Source organism: Armatimonadota bacterium, from assembly GCA_028871815.1.
Classification (GTDB): domain Bacteria; phylum Armatimonadota; class Chthonomonadetes; order Chthonomonadales; family Chthonomonadaceae; genus REEB205.
On sequence record JAGWMJ010000012.1, the window covers coordinates 87,421 to 104,700 of the forward strand.

At 63.3% G+C, this 17,280-nt stretch carries 11 protein-coding genes; 6 read left to right on the plus strand and 5 right to left on the minus strand.

The window, feature by feature from the left end:
• Nucleotides 1-16 precede the first annotated feature (16 nt).
• From KGJ62_13620 to KGJ62_13630, 3 genes are read left to right on the plus strand one after another with little or no spacing between them, the layout of a single operon-like run.
• Nucleotides 17-904, plus strand: a complete 888-nt coding sequence (locus tag KGJ62_13620; protein MDE2127620.1) for a TIM barrel protein — start codon at nt 17-19, stop codon at nt 902-904.
• Nucleotides 901-2,193 carry a DNA repair exonuclease gene (locus KGJ62_13625; GenBank protein MDE2127621.1) on the plus strand — a complete coding sequence of 431 codons (1,293 nt, stop codon included), beginning with the start codon at nt 901-903 and terminating at the stop codon, nt 2,191-2,193. Before KGJ62_13620 ends, KGJ62_13625 begins: the two co-directional genes overlap by 4 nt.
• Nucleotides 2,190-5,627: a hypothetical protein gene (locus tag KGJ62_13630; protein ID MDE2127622.1), complete on the plus strand. Its 3,438-nt coding sequence runs from the start codon at nt 2,190-2,192 to the stop codon at nt 5,625-5,627. The genes KGJ62_13625 and KGJ62_13630 overlap by 4 nt, the downstream gene beginning before the upstream one ends.
• Nucleotides 5,628-5,675: 48 nt before the next feature.
• Here the strand turns inward: KGJ62_13630 and KGJ62_13635 are convergent, their stop codons facing one another.
• From KGJ62_13635 to KGJ62_13650, 4 genes are all read right to left on the minus strand, one after another.
• Nucleotides 5,676-6,335, minus strand: a complete 660-nt coding sequence (locus KGJ62_13635) for a hypothetical protein (protein MDE2127623.1) — start codon at nt 6,333-6,335, stop codon at nt 5,676-5,678.
• Between the two features lie 102 nt (nt 6,336-6,437).
• Nucleotides 6,438-7,217 carry a creatininase family protein gene (locus KGJ62_13640; protein ID MDE2127624.1) on the minus strand — a complete coding sequence of 260 codons (780 nt, stop codon included), beginning with the start codon at nt 7,215-7,217 and terminating at the stop codon, nt 6,438-6,440.
• A 20-nt stretch (nt 7,218-7,237) separates the two neighbouring features.
• The gene (locus KGJ62_13645) at nt 7,238-8,506 is read right to left on the minus strand and encodes a mandelate racemase/muconate lactonizing enzyme family protein (GenBank protein MDE2127625.1); all 1,269 of its coding nucleotides are present in this window, start codon (nt 8,504-8,506) and stop codon (nt 7,238-7,240) included.
• A gap of 32 nt (nt 8,507-8,538) precedes the next feature.
• Nucleotides 8,539-9,405: a sugar phosphate isomerase/epimerase gene (locus KGJ62_13650; protein ID MDE2127626.1), complete on the minus strand. Its 867-nt coding sequence runs from the start codon at nt 9,403-9,405 to the stop codon at nt 8,539-8,541.
• 147 nt (nt 9,406-9,552) lie between these two features.
• Here KGJ62_13650 and KGJ62_13655 point away from each other — a divergent pair, with 147 nt between their 5' ends.
• The 3 genes from KGJ62_13655 to KGJ62_13665 all read left to right on the plus strand — a co-directional run bounded on the left by KGJ62_13655 (nt 9,553) and on the right by KGJ62_13665 (nt 15,356).
• Nucleotides 9,553-10,902, plus strand: coding sequence for a sulfatase-like hydrolase/transferase (locus tag KGJ62_13655; protein MDE2127627.1), 1,350 nt, complete (start codon nt 9,553-9,555; stop codon nt 10,900-10,902).
• A gap of 120 nt (nt 10,903-11,022) precedes the next feature.
• Entirely contained in the window at nt 11,023-12,186 is a 1,164-nt protein-coding gene (locus KGJ62_13660) for a hypothetical protein (GenBank protein ID MDE2127628.1), read from the plus strand.
• Nucleotides 12,187-12,845: 659 nt separating this feature from the next.
• Nucleotides 12,846-15,356: a hypothetical protein gene (locus tag KGJ62_13665; protein ID MDE2127629.1), complete on the plus strand. Its 2,511-nt coding sequence runs from the start codon at nt 12,846-12,848 to the stop codon at nt 15,354-15,356.
• A 331-nt stretch (nt 15,357-15,687) separates the two neighbouring features.
• On the opposite strand, the gene KGJ62_13670 is transcribed toward KGJ62_13665, so the two are convergent.
• Nucleotides 15,688-17,271, minus strand: coding sequence for a tetratricopeptide repeat protein (locus KGJ62_13670; protein MDE2127630.1), 1,584 nt, complete (start codon nt 17,269-17,271; stop codon nt 15,688-15,690).
• Nucleotides 17,272-17,280: the final 9 nt, after the last annotated feature.

A 17,280-nucleotide genomic window follows, 5' to 3' on the forward strand; every position in this document is an offset into this window, starting at 1 on the left:
GGGCCGAAGGTTCTGAATCATGAAGATGGCGGCATTTCCAAAATGCTATATGGATGAACTGTGCGTCGATCACACCATGTCGGTTTTTGACTGGATCGCGCTCGCCGAACGCGAGCTGAAATCGACCGGCGTTTCGGGGCTCGAGATGTACGGCGGCTACTTTGCGGATACATCCACGGCCGGAATTCGCGCGGTCCGGCAGGCAGCCGATAGTGCCGGCTTTGCCATTCCGATGCTCTGCGTCTCGCCCGATTTCACGCATCCGGAGATAGCAGAGCGGCGCCGGCAGATTGAATCTCAACGCGCCTGGATCGATGTCGCCGCGGCGCTGGGCTGTTCCACCTGCCGCGTGCTGTCCGGCCAGCGGCGGCCCGAGGTCACCCGTGATCAGGGCGTGAACTGGACCGTGGAGTGCATCGAGGCGCTGCTTCCACACGCAGCAGGCTGCGGGGTGACGCTCGCCATGGAGAACCACTTCAAGGATAACTACTGGCAGTACCCGGAGTTTGCTCAGCGGATGGATATCTTCTGCGAAATCGTGAACCGGATTGAAAGCACGGCGTTTGGGGTCAACTTCGATCCCTCCAACACGCTGCTGGTGAATGAAGACCCGCTGGAACTGCTTCGCCGGGTGGCGCCACGCGTTGTCTCCATGCATGCCTCCGATCGCCGTCCAAAGCCGGGCGCCACTGCAGGCGCGATGGAGATCACGGACTACTCGCAATTGATCCATGGCGAGATCGGCACCGGGTTGATCGATTTTGACGCGATATTCGCCATCCTCGCGGATGTCCGGTTCGACGGGTGGGTCTCCATTGAGGATGGCGTGACGGGCATTGAGGAGCTGAAGCGCTCTGCAATCTTCCTGGCGGGCAAACTGGACCGCTGGTTTCCGGCGGCATGACCGTTCGGCTCATAGCAGCTGGCGACCTGCACATCGGCGCCGTATCCACGCGGCTGCCGGATGCTGCAGACCGTGATGACCTGTCTGCCGCCGCCGCATGGCTAAGAATTGTTGACGTAGCTATCCGCCATAAAGTGGACGCGGTGCTGATAGCTGGCGACCTTATCGACAGGCAGAATCACTACTTTGAGGCGGTTGAGGCGCTTGCGAAAGGCCTTCGGAAGCTGGATCAGGCTGGGATCGAGACTGTGGCGATCGCCGGCAATCATGACGCCGAAGTGCTGCGTGAGGTGGCGCGGACACAGCGGATTCAGGATTTCACCCGTTTCAGAGTGCTTGGGCTGGCCGGGTGGGAGAGCGCTTCGCTGGCGGCCGGTCTGCGGCTGCACGCATGGTCATTTCCGAAGTCCGAGCATGCTGAGAATCCGTTTGAGAAGTTTGCGTCGCTCGGCGATACGGAGCCGGGCGCGGTCGGGTTGGTACATGGCGACGTCGATGCCTCCGGCGGGAGGTATGCGCCGTTCCCAAAGCGGTCGCTCCCGCCCGGCAACGCGGTCTGGATTGCCGGCCACCTGCATCGCCCGCAGTTTGATGCAGGCTCGCGCCTCCTTGTCCCCGGGTCACCGCAGGCCCTGGCGCCGGATGAACGCGGCGAGCATGGGGTGTGGCGGATCGACCTCGAGGGCGGTGTCATGAGCGGTGAGCCGGAGTTTGTCCCGATCTCCAGCGTCCGGTACGACCAGGTCACCGTGGAGCTGAAGGAGACCGATGACCGCGCGGATATCCGGCCAGCGATCGACGCAGCGCTTCGTCAGAACCTTGCCGTGTGGAGGCAGCAGTGCCCGGCGCTCCGAACGTCCTGGGCCTGCCTGCGCTTCACCGGCACAACCCGATGGGTGGAGGATGTCGCCAGCATAGCTCGATTGGACGACGAACCGATAACGGCCCAGGATGGGGATGCGACGATCACGGTCGGGGCTGCGCTTGCGGACGTGAATGCTCCGATTGATCTTCATGAGATTGCGCGAGGTTCCGATGTGCCGGCGGTGCTCGCCCGCCTGATAGTCGCGATCGATGCCGACCGCTTGCTGCCTGAACACGCCGCCCTCCTGAACAAGTTGAACGAGGGAGCCGCCCGAATCGAACGGCAGGCGGTGTTTGCGCGGGCGCGCGCCGGCACGGCAGCAGAGTCGACGGCGCCGGGTGATCGGGACATGCGGACGGTGGCGCGTGCTCAGGCTGAGCGCCTGCTGGCACGCCTCATTGCTGCTCCGGGCCGCACAACGTGACCGGCGGCGACGGCATATGGCTGACAGAGATCACCATTCGCCGCATGCACGGCTTTCCGCATGGAGGGCTGAGGGTCGCCGACCTGTCGCCGGCCATCAACATTCTGTTCGGCCCAAACGGCACCGGCAAAACGACACTGGCGCGGGCGATACAGAAGGCGATGGCGCCGGCAGCCGAGCCCAAATTGGCAGAAGTGCGGCTGCTATGCCGGCTTGGGACCGACGCGTGGGAACTGGAGGTGCGTGACCAAACGGTTACCGCTGTCCAGAACGGAAGCCGCTCACAGAACCCGCTCGACGTCGCGTTGCACGATACGCCGCGCTACATCCTGTCTCTGGAAGAGCTCATTGCCACGGATGATGGCGCCTTGTTTGCCGAGCAGATCCATCGCGAGGCTGCCGGCGGTTACAATGTGCCTCAAGCCGTTCGGGAGCTTGGCTTCAGCCCGAATCCCCCGGAGCCGAAGGCAAACGGGCGCGAATTCGACAGCGCGCTGACGGCTTATAACCAGGCCGCTTCCTCGCAGAGTCACGCGGCCAGGCGTGTCGAGACGCTGGCGCAGCTCCTACCGGAGCACCTGCTTCAGAAGCAGGCCGCCTCGCGCGCGGCCCTGCTGCGAGCCGCGTTGCGCTTTCGGACCGCAAAGGCAGCGCTCGAAGAGTTCCCCGTTGCGATATCGCGCCTGAAAGAGGACGACGAGCAGGCTCTTCCGATGCTGCAGGGTGCTGTGGCCGCGTCGCAGCAAGAGATAGACAGCCTGCAGCGGGAGCTGGAGGCCGCCGAGGCCAAATCGAAGGCCCATGGGCTCACGGCAGCGGTGGAAGGCGTATGGCTCGCCTCGGTCGCCGATCAACTCCGCGAGATTGCGGCCATGGAGGGCAAGAAATCGCAACTCTGCCAGGACCGTGATGTTGCGCGCGCACGAGAGCAAAGCGAGCGCGACCGTCTACCCGCGCCGGTCGTGGAGGCCGATCCTGGCCTGCTCCTGCTGAACGAAGAGTTCTGGACCGAGTGCCACCAGATTGTTCAGGACTATGCATCCTGCCACGCCCGCCGGCGCGCGATGGACGAATTGAAGAACGCGCTCAGTCCGCCGGAAAGCGCACCCGACACCCGCGCTTGTGAAGAAGCGATCGACTGCCTGAGGCAGTGGCTGACCAGCCCGGACATGGCTGTATCGCGCGGCATTGCGTCCGCAGCCTGGACGGCGGTGGCTGTTGCAACCGCGGCGGTTTTGGTGCTGGCCTGGCGCGCTGGTCCGTTCTGGCTGACGCTGCTGGCAGCGCCTCTCATCCTTGCATTCTGGCTGGTCTCCCGAAAGTCGCCGGCCAACCCGCGTCTGGTGGCAGAGCAGAACTGGCAGCGCCTGCAGCAGCAGCCACCTTCGGCTTGGAGGCGGGACGAGGTTGCTCAACTTCTCCGGCAGAGAGAGGAGCAGTTAGCCAGGCTCCAGCTTTCGTCAGCATGCTTTTCTCAGTGGCAGGCCAGCAACCCCGAGCGTGAAAGGCTGGAAGCAGAAGAGGGCGCAGCCACGAAGCGGGCAGAAACAGCTCGAGGCAAATACGGCGTGGCGCCCGGAGGCGCCGACGTCGCCGGCGTTACGCTGCTGGCACAGTTTGATGCGCTGAAGAAATGGCGCGACGCACAGCGAACGGCTGACGACACGGAAGCGGCTATAGCTTCGATCACATCTACCATCTCCACGACCCTCCAACCCATCGCCTCCGGCCTGCTGACCTACGGCTACAGTGGAGTCAGCGACTCGCACACAGCCGAACTGGCGCTTGCAAAGCTGAAAGATCGAAGCAGCGAGTTTGAAAGGATCGCTGAGCGGTGTGCTGACCTCAGCACTCAGATCGCATCGGCCCAGAACCGGCTGGCGCAAGCCGACGCACAGGTTGCCCGCTTCTATTCGGACCGTTTACTGGCGTACGGCGATGCTGAGGGCCTGCGCACGGCATTGGCGCAGCTGCCACAGTTTTTGGCGGCCCGTGACGAGCTGGCGGCGGCAGCGACGGTGCTGGAGGAAAACCGCACAAGTGGAGTGACCGCCGGCGTCGACACCGAATCGGTGGTGAGGTTGGCGGACAGCCTGTCGGACGCGGATGCGGCGGCAGAGGTTGAGCGGCTGCTCAAGTCAGCGGATCAGTGCGATGCAACCTTCAAGCAGATTACCGAGATTCAGGCCGCTGCGACACAGTTTGGAGATGGGCACGCGTTGGAGGATGCGCTGTTGGCGGTGGATAGACGCCGTGAGGTGCTTGCGCGCCAGCGCGAACAGAATGTGGACGCAGTGGTCGGTTATACCGTGGCGGACTGGGCCGAGCGCCTCGCCCGAGAGTCCACGGAGCCGCCCGTGCAGGCGCGAGCGCGGGAACTGTTCGACCTGTTTACCAACTCCCGTTACCGGCTGGAGGTCGGCATAGAGGGACCGGCCGCGTTCCGCGCCACCGACTCCATCAGCGGCCAAAACCACAGCCTTGCGGAGCTCTCAAGCGGAACTCGTGCCCAGTTGCTGATGGCCGTCCGCCTTGCCTTTATCGAAACTAAGGAGTTCGGGCTGCGACTGCCGCTTGTTCTGGACGAAGTGCTTGCAAACAGCGATGCCGAGCGCGCGAACGCGATAATGCTGGCCGCCGCCAGGATCGCTGCTGAGGGCCGACAGGTCTTCTACCTCACCGCCCAGCTTGAGGATGTTCACCGGTGGCAGGATGCGCTGCATCGGGGAGGGTTTCCGGAACCGGCGGTTATCGACATCTCGATGGCCAGACAGATCGAGGCACAGCGCATTCATCCATGGTCGCCGCCGCCGGCTGCGATCCCACTCCCGGAGGACCATACGTCGATCGCGTACGCCAGGGTACTGAACGTTCCCGGCATCAACCCGCAAGCGCCGGTGTCACAGGTACATCTCTGGTACTTTGAGCCATCTCCGCAAGAACTCTATCGCCTCCTGTTGGCCGGATTTGAAGCGTGGGGCCAACTGGAAGCCGCGCTCGACGCCGGACGCACCACGCCGGTGACAGCGCAGCATGCCGAACGCTATCGCGCCGTCGCGCGTGCGGCCGGCAAAATACTCGAGACCGCTCGCATCGGGCGCGGTAACCCCATTACACGGCAGGCGCTTATCGATGGCGGCATTTCCCGCACGTTTATCGGTCGGGTCGACGACATCGCCCGCGCCAACGGCAACCGGGCCGCAGAGCTCATGGCGGCGCTCAAAGCGGGCGAGGTCAAGGGGCTGCAGCGCAAATCCCAGGATGCCCTGGAGGAGTACCTGATAGAGAACGATCACCTCTCGCTGGATGAATCGATTCCACGGGAGGAGTGCGTCCGCACAACCGCTGCAGCATGCGAATCGGATATCGTGGCCGGGCTCCTGGATGCCGAAGATGTGAGGCGGCTGGCCGACAGCGCCTACGCCGATCCGTAGGCAGGGTTTGGAGCAGGCAGCGTACGGGAACGGATGCGTAGCATCCGCTCAGACGAAGAAGGTGACAACAGCCAGCAGAATCAGCACGACGCCGACCGCTACTCCTTCGTATCGATCCAGCCAGCTGAGCCTTGCTGATTGCAGGCCACGGAGAGCCAGCCACACAAAGAACATCATCGCCGCACTGGTTGTCAGCAGCATGACCGCGGCCAACAGCGCCAGCAGGCGCCACGGCAGCCCGGCCGCCGCCAGGTAGAGCGGGAGAAGGTCTACGCATGGCGAAACGGTTAAAGCCAGCGCCAGCGTAGTAAACGCCAGTCGCCCACTCTTGTCACGGCGCCGGACTGCCTCGTCCGACTCGTCATGGTCATGGTGATGGCCGCCGCTCCGAACTCCGTGCACGATCATCCACACTCCGATCACGCTGAGCGCCACGGCGATGCCAAGGTGCTCGGCCAACGGCGGTATGCCGGCATTGCCCAGCGCCGCCTTCCCGGCGCCGGCAATGAGAAGTCCCAACAAAGCAGTGAAGGCCACGTGTCCGGCCGCAGCAAGACCGGAAGCCAGAACCGTGCGACGATGCGGCCAGCGATGCTGTCGGCCGATCAGCGCGAAACTCAGCCAGTGTGAGGGTATCGCGCCGTGAAGCACCGAGATGGTGATGGTGGCCACGAACAGGGCTGAAGCGGTGAGATGGAGTGATGGCATAGCGGCTGCGGCATGCAAGCGCCCACGCAGATGCCGCCACCGTCAAAGGCAGTAGCCGGCGCGGTGAGCGACCTCACGGAGTCAATAGGCTGCGTGCGTGCGCTATTGTGGCGCAATAAGCGGCCAGGCCGCGAACTCACACACAAACCGTACGACCTCACCTGCCGCGGCGGCGAACAGCGCTTCGCCTTTCTCCGCCGTCGCCAGTTCCGGATGGCCGAACGCGCCTGTCTTGCTCAGTTGATCAAATGCGCGAGGCACATCCACGCGCGAACTCTGTGAAAAGTCTGGGCAGTAAAAGGCGGAATCGAAGGCAATGTTGGCGCCGACCGCTGCATCCATATTCACCAGCATCGGCCTCAGGCGCAGAATCATGCTGGTCTCCTGCTCGCAGGCATGCGTGACCATCGCCTGCTCCAGACCCGGAATTGCCTCGATTTCATTCGCCGCGATCTGCCACCAGCTACTGAACGCGATGAACAGGTCCTTGTGCTCGCGATGCCGCATCTGAACGTCGTAGATTGCCATTCGGCCCGGCGTGATGTTACCGCCATGCGCGTTCAGCACGAAAATGCGGCGGAATCCGGAGCGGACCAGGCTCTCCAACAGGTCGCCGAGCAGATGAACGTAGACGTGGTTGCTCACGCTGACCGTACCCGGGAAACCGAGGTGATGATCCGACGCGCCGGTCCAAACCACCGGCAAGAACACCGCCTCCTCATTCAGTGCGGCCTCTGCACGGCCGGCTATCTCCCGGCAGATCAGCGAGTCGGTAAACAACGGCAGGTGACTTCCGTGCTGCTCCATCGAGCCGAGCGGCAGCACCACCACACGATCGGTCAGTCCACCGGCGCTCCGCGAATTGATCTCCCATAGTTTCAAAATGCGCTTCCTCCCACCACCTAACCCTCGCCCCAAACCGGCGCAGCTTCGGTTCGCCGATACAGCTCTGCCCACTCCGGCGATCCATCGTCGGAGCGGACCTCCATCTTGACGCCTGGCTCCTGCACCGGGTGGTTGCCCGCCCAGCAGTCGTTCCAACACTGCCGCAGACTGCTAAAGTGCACAGTGCGGCCCCCTTCCCAGCGGACGGTCAGCAGCAGACGCGGTTTCGGATGTTCGTGCGGTGGGTTCATCCGATAGCGCTCTATCGCGCCTTCATCCACCTCCACGCCCAAACCCGGCGCCTCCGGCACGCGAACAGCGCCACCCTGGATGGTCAGCGGCTGGGCGAGCAGGTCGTCGGAGTAGTTGTTCAGGCAGTTGACGGCCGGCCACTGTGCAAAGGGCAGAACGCAGCCCAGGTGCGCCGACATCGCCGTCGTAAGGCCGGTGCCCACCAGTTGGAGCCAGAACGGTTTCTCGAACGCTTCGGCCAGCGCCCCCTGGCGCAGGACGCGGCTGACACCGCCGGAGACCACGAAGCCGTCGCACACCATTTCGCGCACAGCGGTCGGAAATGGTGGATCACCGAAATGAAGCGCTATCGGACGGGTTGTCTTCTGCCGCAGCAGGCGCTGGCCTTCCACATCCCGCTGCATAATCGGCGACTCGTAGATCGCAACCCGTGGCTCACGATCCAGAGCCGTCAACACGGGCGCCGCATTGCCGGCATTCAGCAGCATATTGTTCCAATCCAGATCCAGGCGGAAGTTCGGCGGCGTTACGTTCGCGATCGCCTTCGTCTGCTCGTACACATCCCACCATGGTCGCGCTTTGATCTTGTAGGAGGTGTAGCCGTGCTCCAGCGCCTCGCGCGCTTCGGCGGCGAATGCCTCCGGAGGCATGTCGATATTCCACCAGGAGATCGGGCACCAGTCGCGCGCCTTCGGCAGGTTGAAGAGCCGGTACACCGGGACTTCCAGCAGCTTGCCGACAACATCGTAGAGAGCCATCTGGAGTCCGGCGCCGAGTGTGTCGTCGCCGAGCAGCTCGCCCGGCCGGGCGCCGACGGCGCGTTCAATGGCCTCATCCGGCACGCGTCCCCAGGTGTAGTGGAGAATCGTCTCGCCATAGCCGCTTACGCCCGCGTCGGTGGTGAGGCGGATGACCTCACTGATCTGCCACTGCCAAACCTCGCGCGCGTTCCAGCGCCGGCATCGAGGCGTGAAGGGCACATCCACGACGATTCGCTCGGCGCCGGTTATCCGCACCTTGTCCAAACTGCTCATCGACGGCCTCCATCCAGACGTCGGTAGACCATTTACGCGCTGTTAACGGTCTTAACGGCAGCCTGCGTCGCGCTAAGGCACTGCTCCATGTAGGGCATCGGATTATCGGCGTGGTCCTCGTACTCCAGTGACAACATGCCGCGCCCGGGAAACCCGTTCTTCTTCAGCACCTTGAGGAGGCCCACGGTATCCAGCAAGCCCTTGCCGATCTCGGTAAACACCCGGTCGCCGTTCGGTAGTTGACGGACGTCCTTCAGGTGGATACCGTAGACCCGCTTGCCGAAGATCCGGGCGGCCTCCACCGGATCCTGATCGGATCGTAATTCGTGTCCCGTATCGATGCAGACGCCGATGCGCTGATGGTGGCCGGTAATCGCCTTCAGAACCTTGTCAATCCGATCGTACAGCGCGTCGCCTGGTCCATGGTTGTGGATGCCGATATTGATCCGGTATTCGTCCACCAGCCGGTCCAGCATATCCAGCGTGCCGGGCAGCGGGTAGGCGGAGAGCATCCTGACATCCATCGCCCGCGCAAAGTCGAACGTACGGCGGGCATCTGCCTCGTCGCTTGTGAAGTTGACCACCCCGTACGCGCGCATCTGAATCCCATATTTGCGGAGGAGCGCCCTGTAGCCGTCCAGCGCCTTCCGGTCGGCGGTGATGGGGAAGTGCTGGCTAAAGCCCTCCAGATACTGCAACTTCAGCCCGGTTTGCGTCATCTGCAGCATCTGCTCCGCAGAGAACGCCCGGAGCGAGTACGACTGAACGCCCATGCGAAACGGTGCGTACAGGTTCTTTTCGGTCGCGGCGCCGGCCGCTCCGGATGCCGCCAGGGAGGCTGCTGCCGCGAGAAAGCCGCGCCGCGTCATCAACTCCCGCTCGATTCCAGGTCTGCTCATGGGCTGGTGTCCGCCTTGGTGCCCGATCTGTCTGGGTCACGCCTCCAACCTACTCCGCGCCGGAGCGGAACTCCTGCCGGGATGCGCAGGAGAGGGGGCGCCGATCGGTGAATCGACTCAGTGAGAAACGGTCGAGAAAGTCCAAAGATGCCCAAACGCCCGCCGAATATTCTGATGATCGTCATCGACAGCCTGCGCGCCGACCATTGCAGCACCTATGGTTACCCGCGATCCACCACGCCATTTGCTGCGCAGCTTGCGCGGCGCGGCGTTCAGTTCAACAATCACTTCAGCGCCTACATCCCGACCACGCCGGCGTACACAACCATTTTCACCGGTCGTGACGTGATGGCGCACGAGATTGTGTCGCTCAGTCCCAAGGGGCCGATCGACGCAGCCATCCCGACGCTGCCCGAGCTGCTGGCCGAGCATGCCGGCTACAAGTCGGTGCGCGTCGGCTTCGGTGGTGACTTCTTTCGGGGGTTCACCAGCACCACCGGCTACGACGAGGGTTGGCTCGCCTGGTCCGATGGCCCTGCACGCAAGGCGGAAAACCTGAACAACGCCGCGATCCCCGAGCTGGAGCGCCTCGCTGCCGGGTCGGAGCCGTGGCTGCTCTTTATGCGGCATATGGATCCGCACGCGCCTTACCTGCCTCCGGCGCCATTCGACCGTGCCTTCTACACCCGTGATCCGGCCGACCCGAACCTGCCCGACACGATGAGCCCGGTTCGCGATTTTCCGAACTTTGCCGACTTTCACCTGTCGTGGATGCCTCCCGGAATACGCGATATCAACCATCCTATAGCGATGTACGACGGCGCGGTGGCGTATATGGATGCCTGCATCCAGGCGATCCTGAACCGGCTCGACGACCTCGGTCAGCGCGAAAATACTCTGATCATCTGGAGCGCTGACCACGGTGAGACGCTGGCCGACCACGGCTGCTATTTCGACCATCACGGACTCTATGAGCCCACGCTGCACGTTCCGCTAATCCTCTCGCATCCCGGCCAGCTCCCGCAGGGCACCACGGTGGATGGCATCACTCTTCACGAGGATATGCTGCCCACCATCCTGGACTACGTGGGTCTACACGACCTGCTCGAGAGTCTGCCGATGGAGGGGCGCAGCATGCTGCCGCTGGCCCGCGACGGAGCCAACAGCCACCGCTCGGAGTTCTACCTCACCGAGTGCACCTGGATGCGGAAACGCGGATGGCGCACACCGGAATGGAAGCTGATAGAGGCGTGTGAGCCGGATTTCCATCATAAGCCGCCGGTGGAGCTCTACAACCTCGTCACCGACCCGGAAGAGGCGGTCAATCTGGTGGAGCAGGAGCCGGAGCTTACAGCGTGTCTGCAAAAGCGAATGCACCGCTGGGTGGATGAGCGCGTTCAGAAGACGGGCAAACCCGATCCGATTCTGCAGTACGAACTCGGACTCGATCGGCGCATCGGCTCGATAGCGACGGCGCAAAAACTGCAAGACAGATAGTGGTGCATAGCGCCACCAGATTTCTGGATAAAGCGGTACACTCTCCCTACATGGCTCATTGTGGCGTGGTGCGCGAATGCGCCGGGCCACACTCTTTCGTTCCGCCAGGAGCTGTTCTCGATGAAGCGACTGCTGCGATGTCTTAGTTTCGTGCTGGCTTGCGCGCTGCTAGCGCCGGCCGCACTCGCCAACGAAAAGGTGGATGTAGCCGCGCATGGCAAGCGGTTTACCATCGGCGCCGGCGCCTCCACCCTTACCGTGCTCTATCTCAAGGGCACACCGTACCAGATGGGTTACGCCCAGGGCAAGCTGTGCGCCAAAGAGATCCGCTACATGGCGGAGGACGTGGCCAAGGTAATGCTGATGGGGCTCGGTTACTCTCCGGAGCGTGCGCTTGCGGTATTCAATACCGATTACAGGAAGCACTTGCGGCCGGACTACCTCGACGAGATGCGCGGCCTGGCCGACGGCTCAGGCGTGCCGCTGAAGGATATCGAGATCGGTGTCTCCATACCGGACATATCGGAGTGGAACTGCACCTTCTTCGCCGCATTCGGCTCGGCAACCAAAACCGGTGACCTCATCCAGATGCGCGCACTCGACTATACAACCGACGCCGGCATTCAGAAGTATCCGGCGCTGGTGGTGTACGATCCCACGAACGGCGTGCCGTTCGTCAACGTTACGTGGCTGGGCCAGGTCGGCGTGGTCACCGGTATGAATGCCGACGGTATCGCGATGTCGGAGATCGGCGACGACTGGAACAAGGCCACCGATGACTTCAACGGCCGGCCACTCAACTTTGTGATGCGCGATTCGGTCCAGTTCGGCCGTAACCTGCAGGAGGCTGTCAACCTCGTGAAAGACGGACCGCGCACCACATCGCTGCTCTACTGCCTCTCGTCCGGCCCGGAGCGGCAGGTGCGAGCGCTAAAAACCAGCCATACGCAGTGCATCGTCTTCACGCCCTCCACACTGCCGTACAAAACCCAGCCGCACATGGTCTACATGTCGATGGGCTGCGACAGTCCGTGGAACGCAAAAGTCGGCGACTGGCTGAATAACGCCTACGGACAACTCAACGTCCATGCCGCGATGAAGCTGATGGGAACGCTGCATACCGGCTCACTGCACGCTGTGGTGATGAAGCCCGAAACGGGCGATATCTGGGTGGCCAACGCTACGGCCACGCAGAAAGCATATACGCAGCCATACCATCACCTCAACCTGAAAGCTGCCCTCGCCGATCCGTTCTTCAAAGCGGCGCATATAGCCTCGAAGTAATCGGTCGGGCGGTCCAATTGAATACGCAGGGATTACGGGCGCCCGCAGCAGTGTTGGCGCCCGTGCCTTTACATGTCGCGGAGTGTTCGAGCCGCTTCTGCCGGCACGGGTTGCTGGCAACCCGACTGTCGCGAACACTACGTCCGGACCGCGGGCCGGCAACCGTCGGCTCAACCCCAGCCGCCCGGCTCCGGATGGCTTTGATACGGCGCGCATCGTTCCCGCAATGGTCAGCGGACAGTCCCATGGGCGCCCGACCACATGTCGCCGCATCTGGCGGACCTGCGCACGCGCCTGCGAATCGCCCACCTGCGACAACGCGGCGCCTCCACTGCCGAAGTGAAGTACTTCCGGCAGCCCCTGTGTAAAATCGTAAGGCCGGCCCCGCGAAGCTGCTGAAACTGGAAGGACACCGTCTTTAGCGCGGTGAAAGCATACGGGATCCGTTGTGCCGGCTGCTGTACCCTTATCGCGCAAATTCACCCCGGATGGTGTTGCGTTGGAGGCACATGATGACAAGCCGCGGACTGATATTGGAGCGCCAACGCAAGTGGCTTCCAACGCTTTCACGACCCGGAAGCGAAGACCGCACCGCTCGGGCATATCGTCCGGTCGCGATTCCAAAACCCGGAACTGCGCTCAGGAATTGGGCTCCAATAGTGCGGCAAAGCCCCTGGGGACCGGGGCTCCGCTCGACGGCGCAAACCAGCTTGCTGTTCGCTTGCATTCTGGCCATCGGCGTGGCGACCGCCGTACGCGCGCAAGCGCCGGGCAAATATAACGACCGTCACGATTTCGGCGGTACGGTGATCAACGCCGCTGGGACCAGCGGGCCAGACGGCTACTACCCGTTTGCGAACGTAACGTTTGACAATGCGGGAAACATGGTCGGGACGGCCTATGGCAACGGTGCGCTGTACAGCGGCATGGTCTGGGAGATAACCGCCGCGGGCTCTTACCGGGATCTTCACGACTTTGGCGGCACGGTTACCGATGCGAGTGGGACCAGCGGGCCGGACGGACAGACACCTGAGACGGACGTGACCCTGGATAGTGCCGGCAACATGTACGGAACGGCTGTCGGCGGCGGGCCGCACTATAGCGGCATGGTCTGGGAGATCACGGCGGCAGGCACATACGTGGACCTTCACGATTTCGGTGGCACCGTATCGAATGCGAACGGTAGTAGCGGTCCGGACGGCAGCAGCCCGTTGGTTGGCGTTTCGCTCGACGGCGCCGGCAACATGTACGGGACCACGAGCGTGGGCGGGGCGTACAATGCGAACTCGGTTTCCGGCATGGTCTGGGAGATCACGGCGGCTGGTGCTTACAGGGACCTTCACGACTTCGGCGGCACGATTACCAACTCAAATGGCGCGAGCGGGCCGGATGGAAACACGCCATACGCCCGTGTTTCCTTCGATAGTGCCGGGAACATGTACGGCACCACCAACAAAGGCGGAGGAAACTCCAATTACGGTATGGTCTGGGAGATCACTTCTGCCGGCGCTTACCGGGACCTTCACGATTTCGGCGGCATCATAACCAATGCGAACGGCAGCAGTGGGCCGGATGGGTATTACCCGCGAGCTGGCGTCACATTCGATGCAGCAGGAAACATGTACGGCACGGCCAGTTATGGTGGGGCGTACGGCCAGGCAAAGAATGCCGGCATGGTCTGGGAGATCACTTCTGCTGGTGCATATCGGGACATTCACGATTTCGGCGCCACGGTTACCAATGCGAATGGAAGCAGTGGCCCGGACGGTTACTACTGCGTAGCTGGTGTGACCTTCGATACTGCCGGTAACATGTATGGAACCACATTTAGCGGCGGCGCATACGATTCAACCTCGAACTCCGGCATGGTGTGGGAGATAACTTTTGCCGGCGCATACCGGGACCTTCACGATTTCGGCGGCACGGTGACGGTTGCGAACGGAAACAGCGGGCCGGACGGCTATTTCCCACGCGCTGGCGTCACGTTTGACGCGGTCGGAAACATGTACGGCGCCTGCTGTACCGGCGGGGCATACAATTCGACCGGAACCTCCGGTATGGTCTGGGAACTGGCGCCGCCGCCCGTGCTCATCAGCCTTTCGCCATCGTCTGCACTTGTTGGCAGCGGCGCATTCACGCTTACGGTAAATGGCACTGGATTCCAGAATGGAGCTATCGTTCGTTGGAACGGCAGCGCGCTCACCACCTCATACGTGAGCTCAACGGAGATTCGGGCTGCCGTGCCGGCGGCCAATTTGAGTTCCGCCGGATTCGGTTCCGTGACCGCCGTCAATCCCCGCAGCAATGTCTCCAACGCGCTGACGTTCACCATTGACAATCCAGCGCCTATCTTAACCGGCATTGCCCCGCTGGGCGCCCAACAGGGGAGCCCGGCAGTTGCCGTTACGCTTAAAGGCTCAGGCTTCGTATCCACCAGCACGGCCGATTGGGAAGGCGCGCCGCTCACAACCACCTTTGTCAGCGGCACGTCGCTTACCGCCGTCGTTCCCAACACCGATCTTATGGCTACCGGTACGTTTGCCGTGACCGTATCCAGTCCCGCGCCCGGCGGCGGCACATCAAGCGCCGCCGCGTTTACTGTGGTAAGCCCAATCGTGCTCTCGGTACTTTCGCCATGGTCGGTAACCGCTGCGAGCCGCCAGCTGCCGGTGCGGGTATTTGGGAGCGGATTCACCTCGGACTGTCGGGTCTACTGGAACGGTGCGGCGCTCACGAGCAGCTTTGTCTCCGGCACGGAGGTGGACGGCATGATTCCCGCTGCCGACCTAACGGCCGTCGGTTCGTTTCCCGTGACGGTGCAGGACAGTATCGGCGTGGTCAGTCAAAACAGCCTCACGTTCAACGTAACCGCGCCGTTCCCGATCCATCTAGTGTCTGTAGCGATAAAACCTGCTGCCGTGACCGGAGGCGGCGCCGCCACCGGCTCCGTGTTTCTTTCCGGCAATGCGCCGGCGGGCGGCGCCGACGTGCGGCTCAGCTCGTCGCACCCTGGCGTAGCCGGCGTCCCTCGGTTCGTGTTCATTCCGGCAGGGACCAGCACAGCCACATTCCGGGTACGCACAATGCCGCAGTCTTCCGGCGCGGCCTGCCGCATAACCGGTACATATCTTACGGTGTCGCGCTCAGCACTGCTCACCGTGAACCCGTAAAGGTCCGGGGCTGGCGGGTCAGGGTACCGGCCCGGAGGCACATGAGGCGACAATGCCTGCAGCCGTCGCATGCTCCGCCTCAGCCGGAACGCGGTAATTGCCAACCGAATCTGGCGCGCGGTACGAGTGATCGCGCACCGCCAACCAGACCTCGTCGACTCCGGATGCGATGAGTCATCTTGAGCGGACACAGGGAGATCCGTCGCTTCAACCACGATGCCGGCAGGCGCCACAATTGCCGGAGATGGCGCCTGGCGGGCCCGAACCTATGCGGCAGGTGGCCGGACCGCGGGCAAGCAGGGGCAACCGACCGATCGCCTGCCGCGTGGCGTCAGCCGCCAGCCTCGGCCAGCGCCTCCTTCAGATCGCGCCGCGAGGCCAGCGTCTCTTCGTGCGTTGCGCCGAGAGTCTTTTCGCGTCCGTCGAGTGCACGCCGGTACAACTCGGCGGCGCCTGCAAAATCACGCCGCGCCCGCAAGATCCCCGCTAAGTTCGTCACAATCCGCAGCGTGTACGGATCGTCAGGCCCGCGCAGGTGCTCTTCGGCAAGCAGCGCACGCCGGCAGACAGCCTCTGCGCCGCTAAGGTCGCCCTGCTCAAAGAGGATGCCGCCGAGATCGTTCAAGCAGGCCGCCGTTCCTGCGTGGTACAGGCCATAGACCCGCTCCTGCGCTTCCGATGCTTCGCGGAGCATCGGCACGCCGGCATCCAGGTCGCCAGAGCGGCAGAGTACAACGGCGAGGTTGTTCTGTGTTGTCATCGCCGCTTCACTATCCGGGCCCTCGGTGCGGAGCGCTACGGACAGAACGCGCTGGAGCAGGGGAATGGCTGAGATGCCGTCGCCGCGCGCGTAGAGGATGCCGGCCAGGTCGTTTACAGATGCCACCGTCAAGGCGTGGTCGCGGCCCAGTGCGGCGTCAGCTCGCCGAATATGCTCCTCGTAGCTCGATAGCGCCGCATCCACCGAGCCCAGGCGGAATTCTGCGCCGGCCAGCATCTGGAGGGCCAGAAGCGCGGTCGGATGGTCCGGGCCGAAAAGGCGGTCGCGATCGGCACGGGCCGCGCGCCACGTTTCAAGCGCCTCCGCCTGCTTGCCGGCGGCTTCCAGGACCGCCGCCAGGTTCTCCACGGCTTTCATTGTGCGTGGGTGACGCTCGCCGGAGATGCGACGCCGTTTCTCAAGCACAGTTCGAAACAGCGACTCTGCCCGACCGTGGTCACCGCTGCGATAGTGCATGCCGGCCAGCGCGGAAGCTGCTTCCAGCGTTTCCGGGTCGTCCGGCCCGAGCTGCGCCTCGCACGTTCGGAGCCGGCGGCTCAGAAGTGCCGCCGAGCCAGCTGTGTCGCCGGTTTGCCACAGCGCGGCCGACAGCGCGTCCGCCAGCGAGAGCGTCTCGTGGTGCGCCGCGCCGAATACCCGCCCTGCCGATGTCATCGCACGGTCGAAGTATCCGGCAGCCTCCGTGGCGGCGCCACGCTGAAGCAGCAACTCGCCCAGCCGTCGCTGGGCCGTGATGGTATCTGGCGAATCGGGGCCGGGATCATGCTCCAGGCTGGTGACCGCCAGGCGCAGCATTTTCTCCGCGCCTGGAGCGTCACCGGCGCGATACGCGCGCCAGGCTACAACACTCCGTGTGGCTGCGGTCGCGTGGTCGTTTTCGCCGAGAATGCGAATCCGTGCTTCCAGAACGCGCGCGTAGAGGGCGTCCGCTGCGGCGTCCTGACGCTTATGGGCCAGTACGACGGCCAGATGCTCAAGGCTCAACAGGGTATCCGGGTGGTCCGGGCCCAAGCGCCCGGATTCGTCGGCAACAATCGCCCGCAGCGCAGTCTCGGCGCCGTCGAGATCGCCGCTCTCAAACAGCCGCAGTGCTTCCGCTTTGAGCGCGTCCAGCTCCGACCGTTCCGCGCTCATGCTCAAGCG

Excerpts from the sequence above, each read along its gene's own strand:
- KGJ62_13625 (MDE2127621.1), top strand. The coding sequence starts at position 901 with ATGACCGTTCGGCTCATAGCAGCTGGCGACCTGCACATCGGCGCCGTA.
- KGJ62_13635 (MDE2127623.1), bottom strand. The coding sequence starts at position 6,335 with ATGCCATCACTCCATCTCACCGCTTCAGCCCTGTTCGTGGCCACCATC.
- KGJ62_13645 (MDE2127625.1), bottom strand. The coding sequence starts at position 8,506 with ATGAGCAGTTTGGACAAGGTGCGGATAACCGGCGCCGAGCGAATCGTC.
- KGJ62_13650 (MDE2127626.1), bottom strand. The coding sequence starts at position 9,405 with ATGAGCAGACCTGGAATCGAGCGGGAGTTGATGACGCGGCGCGGCTTT.
- KGJ62_13655 (MDE2127627.1), top strand. The coding sequence starts at position 9,553 with ATGCCCAAACGCCCGCCGAATATTCTGATGATCGTCATCGACAGCCTG.
- KGJ62_13660 (MDE2127628.1), top strand. The coding sequence starts at position 11,023 with ATGAAGCGACTGCTGCGATGTCTTAGTTTCGTGCTGGCTTGCGCGCTG.
- KGJ62_13670 (MDE2127630.1), bottom strand. The coding sequence starts at position 17,271 with ATGAGCGCGGAACGGTCGGAGCTGGACGCGCTCAAAGCGGAAGCACTG.